Origin of the sequence: Streptomyces sp. NPDC060205 (assembly GCF_042728395.1) — a bacterium.
Classification (GTDB): Bacteria; Actinomycetota; Actinomycetes; order Streptomycetales; family Streptomycetaceae; genus Streptomyces.
Genome location: NZ_JBHWZP010000375.1, coordinates 1 through 8639, shown reverse-complemented (window position 1 = coordinate 8639; position 8639 = coordinate 1). Strand labels below are relative to the sequence as shown.

Here is an 8639-nt window from a genome sequence, read left to right as displayed (position 1 = left end):
GCGTCGGCCGGGGGGCGTCGTCGTGCCCGGCGGGAGCCCGGCCGTGGGCGCCGCCGTCACTCGTAGAACCCGCTCAGTCACCCGAACTGTCGTTCCGGGCGCCCGGTTTGACGTACCGTGACGCGTTTTGGGAAGCATCACGGACATCACATTCACCCCCCCGCCCCTTGGAACGTGATCCCGTACCTGTAAAACTCGGGCGGTCATTGATTACACATACACGGGTGTGCGTCGGGGAGGACGTTCACACGTGTCAGGGGAGGGGATCTCATGGCGCGCGTGCGCCTGCAGGGCACGGGGCGGCACCGCGCTGTGAAACCGGTCAAGGGAAGCCGTCAGGCGCTCGCGCTGGCGACCGTGCTGTCCGCGGCGGGCATCCAGGCCGGCACGTCGGCGGGGACGGCGCAGGCCGTCGACAATCCGACGTGGACCGAGGGCCCGATCTTCAACGACCCCCTCGGCACCACCGACCAGCAGTACGCGATCCGCGCCCGGCTGATCGAGCTGACGAACTCCGCGCTGCCCGGCTCCACGATCAAGGTCGCCGTCTACCACGTCTGGGAGGCCGGCGTCGTCGACGCGCTCGTCGCCGCCAAGAACCGCGGTGTGCACGTCCAGGTGCTGCTCGACGAGTCCAGCATCAGCGACCGCCCGACGAACACCGCCTACGGGACGCTCGCCTCGGGGCTCGGCACGGACCGTACGCAGGGCTCGTACGTCTCGACGTGTCCGGAGAACAAGTCGTGCCTCGGCGACCCGAAGTTCGGGCAGTCGATCATGCACAACAAGTTCTGGCTGTTCTCGGCGGTCAAGGGCGCCACGAACGTCGTCGTCGAGACCACCTCGAACTCCACGCCGTCCGCGCACACGCGCTTCTTCAACGACGCGCTGCTGCTGCCGAACAACCCGACGATGTACGACGCGTACGCGGACTACTTCGACACGATGGTCGCGCAGGACTGGGAGTCCTGGAACTACCGCACGGTGAGCAACGGCCTCTACAAGGCGTACTTCTTCCCGCGGGCGGGCAACACGCGGGCCACCGACTCGGTGTACTCGATCCTCAACAACGTCACCTGCAAGTACAAGGACACCGCGGGCGTCACCCAGTCGACCAAGGTCCGGGTGGCGATCTTCAAGATCACGCGGCTGGCCATCGCGGAGAAGCTGGTCGACCTGAAGAAGGCGGGCTGCTCCGTGAGCATCGTCTACGCGGAGTCGGACAGCGCCAAGAGCAGCGGCGGCACCAAGGGCACCTGGGAGAAGCTGCACACCACCGGCGGCCCGACCGTACGCTGCTACAACGACGACCGGGACCCGCTGAACCCCGGCAAGAAGCTGGTCACGCCGTACATCATCCACAGCAAGTACATCCTGGTGGACGGCATGTACGACGGCGTGAGGAACAAGGTCAGCTTCACCGGCTCCGGCAACTACACGGGCCCCGCGCTGCGCGAGAACGACGAGTCGATCGTGAAGGTCGACGACGACGCCGTGCACGACATGTACAAGGTCCACTTCGACCGGGTGACCAAGGTCGCCTACCCGGGCACCGCGGACACCACGGATCTGTGCAAGGGCGTGAAGCCGCTGCCCGCGGACGGCGAGCCCACGTAGGTTGCCTGGTCAGGGGGTGGTACGGGGCCGGTTTGACCCCCAGGTCGGGGCCCCGTAACCTTGACCCTCGGTGTGTTTCTTGATGCACCGCATTCCCGTAAACCTCTTCCTCCTGGTGGCTCGCGCCCCGGGAGAGGCTGCCTCCTTCGCTCTTGTGGCGGCTGGACTGCGGGGATTCCGATTTCGAGTGAGAGAGAGATCCGCGTGTACGCCATCGTGCGCAGCGGTGGTCGCCAGCACAAGGTTGCTGTCGGCGACATCGTTGAGGTTGACAAGATTTCCACTGCCAAGGTCGGCGACACGGTCGAGCTCTCGACCCTGCTCGTTGTCGACGGCGACGCTGTCACCAGCGACCCGTGGGTGCTGGCCGGCATCAAGGTCCAGGCCGAGATCGTGGATCACCACAAGGGTGTGAAGATCGACATCCTTCGCTACAAGAACAAGACCGGCTACCGCCGTCGTCAGGGCCACCGCCAGCAGTACACGGCGATCAAGGTCACTGAGATCCCCGCGGCTGCGAAGTAAGGGACTGAGGAGAGATGGCACACAAGAAGGGCGCATCGTCCACCCGGAACGGTCGCGACTCAAACGCTCAGCGGCTCGGTGTGAAGCGCTTCGGCGGTCAGACCGTCAACGCCGGTGAGATCCTGGTCCGCCAGCGTGGCACCCACTTCCACCCCGGCGTGAGCGTCGGCCGTGGCAAGGACGACACGCTGTTCGCGCTGGCCGCCGGTGCGGTCGAGTTCGGCACGCACCGTGGCCGCAAGGTCGTGAACATCGTTCCGGTCGCCTGACCGGATCTTTCGCGAGGCGGACCTCACTTCCCGTACGGGAAGCGGGTCCGCCTTTCGCGTGTTTTAACTGGTGGAGAGGGTTCTGTCGGACAGACCTCCCCACCGAGTAGTGATCATCGGGCGGCGACGACCGCGCGGTGCTCATCGATGAGAGATTTTCCGTACGTAACTGGAGGCACATCCCATGACCACCTTCGTGGACCGCGTCGAGCTGCACGTCGCCGCGGGTAGCGGAGGCCACGGCTGTGCCTCCGTCCACCGGGAGAAGTTCAAGCCCCTCGGGGGCCCGGACGGCGGCAACGGCGGCCGTGGCGGTGACGTGATCCTGGTCGTCGACCAGTCCGTCACCACGCTCCTCGACTACCACCACTCCCCGCACCGCAAGGCCACCAGCGGCCGGCCCGGCGAGGGCGGCAACCGCTCCGGCAAGGACGGCCAGGACCTGATCCTGCCCGTGCCGGACGGCACCGTCATCCAGGACAAGGACGGCAACGTCCTCGCGGACCTGGTGGGCCAGGGCACCACCTACGTGGCCGCCGAGGGCGGCAGGGGCGGCCTCGGCAACGCGGCACTGTCCTCGGCCCGCCGCAAGGCGCCCGGCTTCGCGCTGCTCGGTGTTCCCGGCGGCATGCAGGACATCGTCCTTGAGCTGAAGACGGTCGCGGACGTCGCGCTCGTCGGCTACCCCAGCGCGGGCAAGTCCTCGCTGATCTCCGTGCTGTCGGCGGCCAAGCCGAAGATCGCCGACTACCCCTTCACGACCCTCGTCCCCAACCTCGGTGTGGTGACGGCCGGCTCGACGGTCTACACGATCGCCGACGTGCCGGGACTCATCCCCGGAGCCAGCCAGGGCAAGGGCCTCGGGCTCGAATTCCTGCGGCACGTGGAGCGCTGCGAGGTGCTCGTCCACGTACTGGACACGGCGACCCTGGAGTCGGACCGTGACCCCGTCTCCGACCTCGACATCATCGAGGAGGAGCTGAACCAGTACGGCGGGCTGGGCAACCGGCCGCGCCTCGTCGTCCTGAACAAGATCGACGTGCCCGACGGCAAGGACCTGGCCGAGATGGTGCGGCCCGACCTGGAGGCGCGCGGCTACCAGGTCTTCGCGATCTCGGCCGTCGCCCACATGGGTCTCAAGGAGCTCTCCTTCGCGCTGGCCGAACTGGTCGGGCAGGCGCGTGCGGCGAAGCCGAAGGAAGAGGCCACGCGGATCGTCATCCGCCCGAAGGCGGTCGACGACGCCGGCTTCACCGTGGTGCGCGAGGACGAGGGGCTGTACCGCGTACGCGGCGAGAAGCCCGAGCGGTGGGTCCGGCAGACGGACTTCAGCAACGACGAGGCCGTCGGGTACCTGGCCGACCGGCTCGCCCGCCTCGGCATCGAGGCCTCGCTGATGAAGGCGGGCGCCCGGACGGGTGACGGCGTCGCCATCGGACCCGAGGAGAACGCGGTCGTCTTCGACTGGGAGCCGACGGTGATGGCGGGGGCGGAGATGCTCGGGCGCCGTGGTGAGGACCACCGCTTCGACGCGCCCCGGCCGGCTTCGCAGCGGCGTCGGGACAAGCAGGCGGAGCGGGACGAGGCGGACAAGGAATTCGACGACTTCAACCCGTTCTGAGGGGCCGTCCGCCGGGTCGGGGGTGTGTGGGTACACCGCGGCCCGGTGGGGGTTTGTTGCGCCGTTCCCCGCGCCCCTGGGGTGGGTGGGCTGGGGTTGTGTTTTGACCGCGGGCCGGTGGGGGCTTGTCGCGCAGTTCCCCGCGCCCCTGGGGTTGGTGGGGCTGCGGTTGTGTTTTGACCGTCGGCCGGTGGGTAATTGCGCCGTTCCCCGCGCCCCTTGGGTCCGTGGGGGCTTGTTGCGCAGTTCCTCGCGCCCCTCCGGGTGGGGGTGCTGTGGGGCTTTTAGGGGCGCGGGGAACTGCGCGGGTCACCCCCGCCGGGCCGCAGCGAAGGCACCTCCTCAGCCCCCGGGAAGGGGCGCGGGGAACGGCGCAATTACCCACCGGCCGACGGTCAAAACACAACCGCAGCCCCACCAACCCCAGGGGCGCGGGGAACTGCGCGACAAGCCCCCACCGGCCCGCCGTCAAAACACAACCCCAGCCCACCCACCCCAGGGGCGCGGGGAACGGCGCAACAAACCCCCACCGGGCCGCGGTGTACCCACACACCCCCGACCCGGCGGACGGCCCCTCAGAACGGGTTGAAGTCGTCGAATTCCTTGTCCGCCTCGTCCCGCTCCGCCTGCTTGTCCCGACGCCGCTGCGAAGCCGGCCGGGGCGCGTCGAAGCGGTGGTCCTCACCACGGCGCCCGAGCATCTCCGCCCCCGCCATCACCGTCGGCTCCCAGTCGAAGACGACCGCGTTCTCCTCGGGTCCGATGGCGACGCCGTCACCCGTCCGGGCGCCCGCCTTCATCAGCGAGGCCTCGATGCCGAGGCGGGCGAGCCGGTCGGCCAGGTACCCGACGGCCTCGTCGTTGCTGAAGTCCGTCTGCCGGACCCACCGCTCGGGCTTCTCGCCGCGTACGCGGTACAGCCCCTCGTCCTCGCGCACCACGGTGAAGCCGGCGTCGTCGACCGCCTTCGGGCGGATGACGATCCGCGTGGCCTCTTCCTTCGGCTTCGCCGCACGCGCCTGCCCGACCAGTTCGGCCAGCGCGAAGGAGAGCTCCTTGAGACCCATGTGGGCGACGGCCGAGATCGCGAAGACCTGGTAGCCGCGCGCCTCCAGGTCGGGCCGCACCATCTCGGCCAGGTCCTTGCCGTCGGGCACGTCGATCTTGTTCAGGACGACGAGGCGCGGCCGGTTGCCCAGCCCGCCGTACTGGTTCAGCTCCTCCTCGATGATGTCGAGGTCGGAGACGGGGTCACGGTCCGACTCCAGGGTCGCCGTGTCCAGTACGTGGACGAGCACCTCGCAGCGCTCCACGTGCCGCAGGAATTCGAGCCCGAGGCCCTTGCCCTGGCTGGCTCCGGGGATGAGTCCCGGCACGTCGGCGATCGTGTAGACCGTCGAGCCGGCCGTCACCACACCGAGGTTGGGGACGAGGGTCGTGAAGGGGTAGTCGGCGATCTTCGGCTTGGCCGCCGACAGCACGGAGATCAGCGAGGACTTGCCCGCGCTGGGGTAGCCGACGAGCGCGACGTCCGCGACCGTCTTCAGCTCAAGGACGATGTCCTGCATGCCGCCGGGAACACCGAGCAGCGCGAAGCCGGGCGCCTTGCGGCGGGCCGAGGACAGTGCCGCGTTGCCGAGGCCGCCCCTGCCGCCCTCGGCGGCCACGTAGGTGGTGCCCTGGCCCACCAGGTCCGCGAGGACGTTGCCGTCCTTGTCCTGGATGACGGTGCCGTCCGGCACGGGCAGGATCAGGTCCTGGCCGTCCTTGCCGGAGCGGTTGCCGCCCTCGCCGGGCCGGCCGCTGGTGGCCTTGCGGTGCGGGGAGTGGTGGTAGTCGAGGAGCGTGGTGACGGACTGGTCGACGACCAGGATCACGTCACCGCCACGGCCGCCGTTGCCGCCGTCCGGGCCCCCGAGGGGCTTGAACTTCTCCCGGTGGACGGAGGCACAGCCGTGGCCTCCGCTACCCGCGGCGACGTGCAGCTCGACGCGGTCCACGAAGGTGGTCATGGGATGTGCCTCCAGTTACGTACGGAAAATCTCTCATCGATGAGCACCGCGCGGTCGTCGCCGCCCGATGATCACTACTCGGTGGGGAGGTCTGTCCGACAGAACCCTCTCCACCAGTTAAAACACGCGAAAGGCGGACCCGCTTCCCGTACGGGAAGTGAGGTCCGCCTCGCGAAAGATCCGGTCAGGCGACCGGAACGATGTTCACGACCTTGCGGCCACGGTGCGTGCCGAACTCGACCGCACCGGCGGCCAGCGCGAACAGCGTGTCGTCCTTGCCACGGCCGACGCTCACGCCGGGGTGGAAGTGGGTGCCACGCTGGCGGACCAGGATCTCACCGGCGTTGACGGTCTGACCGCCGAAGCGCTTCACACCGAGCCGCTGAGCGTTTGAGTCGCGACCGTTCCGGGTGGACGATGCGCCCTTCTTGTGTGCCATCTCTCCTCAGTCCCTTACTTCGCAGCCGCGGGGATCTCAGTGACCTTGATCGCCGTGTACTGCTGGCGGTGGCCCTGACGACGGCGGTAGCCGGTCTTGTTCTTGTAGCGAAGGATGTCGATCTTCACACCCTTGTGGTGATCCACGATCTCGGCCTGGACCTTGATGCCGGCCAGCACCCACGGGTCGCTGGTGACAGCGTCGCCGTCGACAACGAGCAGGGTCGAGAGCTCGACCGTGTCGCCGACCTTGGCAGTGGAAATCTTGTCAACCTCAACGATGTCGCCGACAGCAACCTTGTGCTGGCGACCACCGCTGCGCACGATGGCGTACACGCGGATCTCTCTCTCACTCGAAATCGGAATCCCCGCAGTCCAGCCGCCACAAGAGCGAAGGAGGCAGCCTCTCCCGGGGCGCGAGCCACCAGGAGGAAGAGGTTTACGGGAATGCGGTGCATCAAGAAACACACCGAGGGTCAAGGTTACGGGGCCCCGACCTGGGGGTCAAACCGGCCCCGTACCACCCCCTGACCAGGCAACCTACGTGGGCTCGCCGTCCGCGGGCAGCGGCTTCACGCCCTTGCACAGATCCGTGGTGTCCGCGGTGCCCGGGTAGGCGACCTTGGTCACCCGGTCGAAGTGGACCTTGTACATGTCGTGCACGGCGTCGTCGTCGACCTTCACGATCGACTCGTCGTTCTCGCGCAGCGCGGGGCCCGTGTAGTTGCCGGAGCCGGTGAAGCTGACCTTGTTCCTCACGCCGTCGTACATGCCGTCCACCAGGATGTACTTGCTGTGGATGATGTACGGCGTGACCAGCTTCTTGCCGGGGTTCAGCGGGTCCCGGTCGTCGTTGTAGCAGCGTACGGTCGGGCCGCCGGTGGTGTGCAGCTTCTCCCAGGTGCCCTTGGTGCCGCCGCTGCTCTTGGCGCTGTCCGACTCCGCGTAGACGATGCTCACGGAGCAGCCCGCCTTCTTCAGGTCGACCAGCTTCTCCGCGATGGCCAGCCGCGTGATCTTGAAGATCGCCACCCGGACCTTGGTCGACTGGGTGACGCCCGCGGTGTCCTTGTACTTGCAGGTGACGTTGTTGAGGATCGAGTACACCGAGTCGGTGGCCCGCGTGTTGCCCGCCCGCGGGAAGAAGTACGCCTTGTAGAGGCCGTTGCTCACCGTGCGGTAGTTCCAGGACTCCCAGTCCTGCGCGACCATCGTGTCGAAGTAGTCCGCGTACGCGTCGTACATCGTCGGGTTGTTCGGCAGCAGCAGCGCGTCGTTGAAGAAGCGCGTGTGCGCGGACGGCGTGGAGTTCGAGGTGGTCTCGACGACGACGTTCGTGGCGCCCTTGACCGCCGAGAACAGCCAGAACTTGTTGTGCATGATCGACTGCCCGAACTTCGGGTCGCCGAGGCACGACTTGTTCTCCGGACACGTCGAGACGTACGAGCCCTGCGTACGGTCCGTGCCGAGCCCCGAGGCGAGCGTCCCGTAGGCGGTGTTCGTCGGGCGGTCGCTGATGCTGGACTCGTCGAGCAGCACCTGGACGTGCACACCGCGGTTCTTGGCGGCGACGAGCGCGTCGACGACGCCGGCCTCCCAGACGTGGTAGACGGCGACCTTGATCGTGGAGCCGGGCAGCGCGGAGTTCGTCAGCTCGATCAGCCGGGCGCGGATCGCGTACTGCTGGTCGGTGGTGCCGAGGGGGTCGTTGAAGATCGGGCCCTCGGTCCACGTCGGATTGTCGACGGCCTGCGCCGTCCCCGCCGACGTGCCGGCCTGGATGCCCGCCGCGGACAGCACGGTCGCCAGCGCGAGCGCCTGACGGCTTCCCTTGACCGGTTTCACAGCGCGGTGCCGCCCCGTGCCCTGCAGGCGCACGCGCGCCATGAGATCCCCTCCCCTGACACGTGTGAACGTCCTCCCCGACGCACACCCGTGTATGTGTAATCAATGACCGCCCGAGTTTTACAGGTACGGGATCACGTTCCAAGGGGCGGGGGGGTGAATGTGATGTCCGTGATGCTTCCCAAAACGCGTCACGGTACGTCAAACCGGGCGCCCGGAACGACAGTTCGGGTGACTGAGCGGGTTCTACGAGTGACGGCGGCGCCCACGGCCGGGCTCCCGCCGGGCACGACGACGCCCCCCGGCCGACGC

At 68.0% G+C, this 8639-nt stretch carries 8 protein-coding genes; 4 read left to right on the top strand and 4 right to left on the bottom strand.

Annotated features, from left to right (window positions below):
* Positions 1–270 precede the first annotated feature (270 nt).
* The 4 genes from ACFWGJ_RS38260 to obgE (ACFWGJ_RS38245) all read left to right on the top strand — a co-directional run bounded on the left by ACFWGJ_RS38260 (position 271) and on the right by obgE (ACFWGJ_RS38245) (position 4032).
* A complete protein-coding gene (locus ACFWGJ_RS38260; protein WP_387333567.1) occupies positions 271–1617 on the top strand; it encodes a phospholipase D-like domain-containing protein in 1347 nt (448 codons plus the stop codon).
* Between the two features lie 204 nt (positions 1618–1821).
* Entirely contained in the window at positions 1822–2142 is a 321-nt protein-coding gene (rplU, locus tag ACFWGJ_RS38255) for a 50S ribosomal protein L21 (protein WP_006374708.1), read from the top strand.
* 14 nt (positions 2143–2156) lie between these two features.
* Positions 2157–2411 (top strand): 50S ribosomal protein L27, encoded by a 255-nt coding sequence (gene rpmA / locus ACFWGJ_RS38250; protein ID WP_037618784.1) that lies wholly within the window; start codon positions 2157–2159, stop codon positions 2409–2411.
* 184 nt (positions 2412–2595) lie between these two features.
* Positions 2596–4032, top strand: a complete 1437-nt coding sequence (gene obgE / locus ACFWGJ_RS38245) for a GTPase ObgE (protein ID WP_387333568.1) — start codon at positions 2596–2598, stop codon at positions 4030–4032.
* A 575-nt stretch (positions 4033–4607) separates the two neighbouring features.
* Here obgE (ACFWGJ_RS38245) and obgE (ACFWGJ_RS38240) read toward each other — a convergent pair.
* From obgE (ACFWGJ_RS38240) to ACFWGJ_RS38225, 4 genes are all read right to left on the bottom strand, one after another.
* Entirely contained in the window at positions 4608–6044 is a 1437-nt protein-coding gene (obgE, locus tag ACFWGJ_RS38240; RefSeq protein ID WP_387333568.1) for a GTPase ObgE, read from the bottom strand.
* Between the two features lie 184 nt (positions 6045–6228).
* Positions 6229–6483 carry a 50S ribosomal protein L27 gene (gene rpmA / locus ACFWGJ_RS38235; RefSeq protein WP_037618784.1) on the bottom strand — a complete coding sequence of 85 codons (255 nt, stop codon included), beginning with the start codon at positions 6481–6483 and terminating at the stop codon, positions 6229–6231.
* Between the two features lie 14 nt (positions 6484–6497).
* Positions 6498–6818: a 50S ribosomal protein L21 gene (rplU, locus tag ACFWGJ_RS38230; RefSeq protein WP_006374708.1), complete on the bottom strand. Its 321-nt coding sequence runs from the start codon at positions 6816–6818 to the stop codon at positions 6498–6500.
* 204 nt (positions 6819–7022) lie between these two features.
* Positions 7023–8369, bottom strand: coding sequence for a phospholipase D-like domain-containing protein (locus tag ACFWGJ_RS38225; protein WP_387333567.1), 1347 nt, complete (start codon positions 8367–8369; stop codon positions 7023–7025).
* Positions 8370–8639 lie beyond the last annotated feature (270 nt).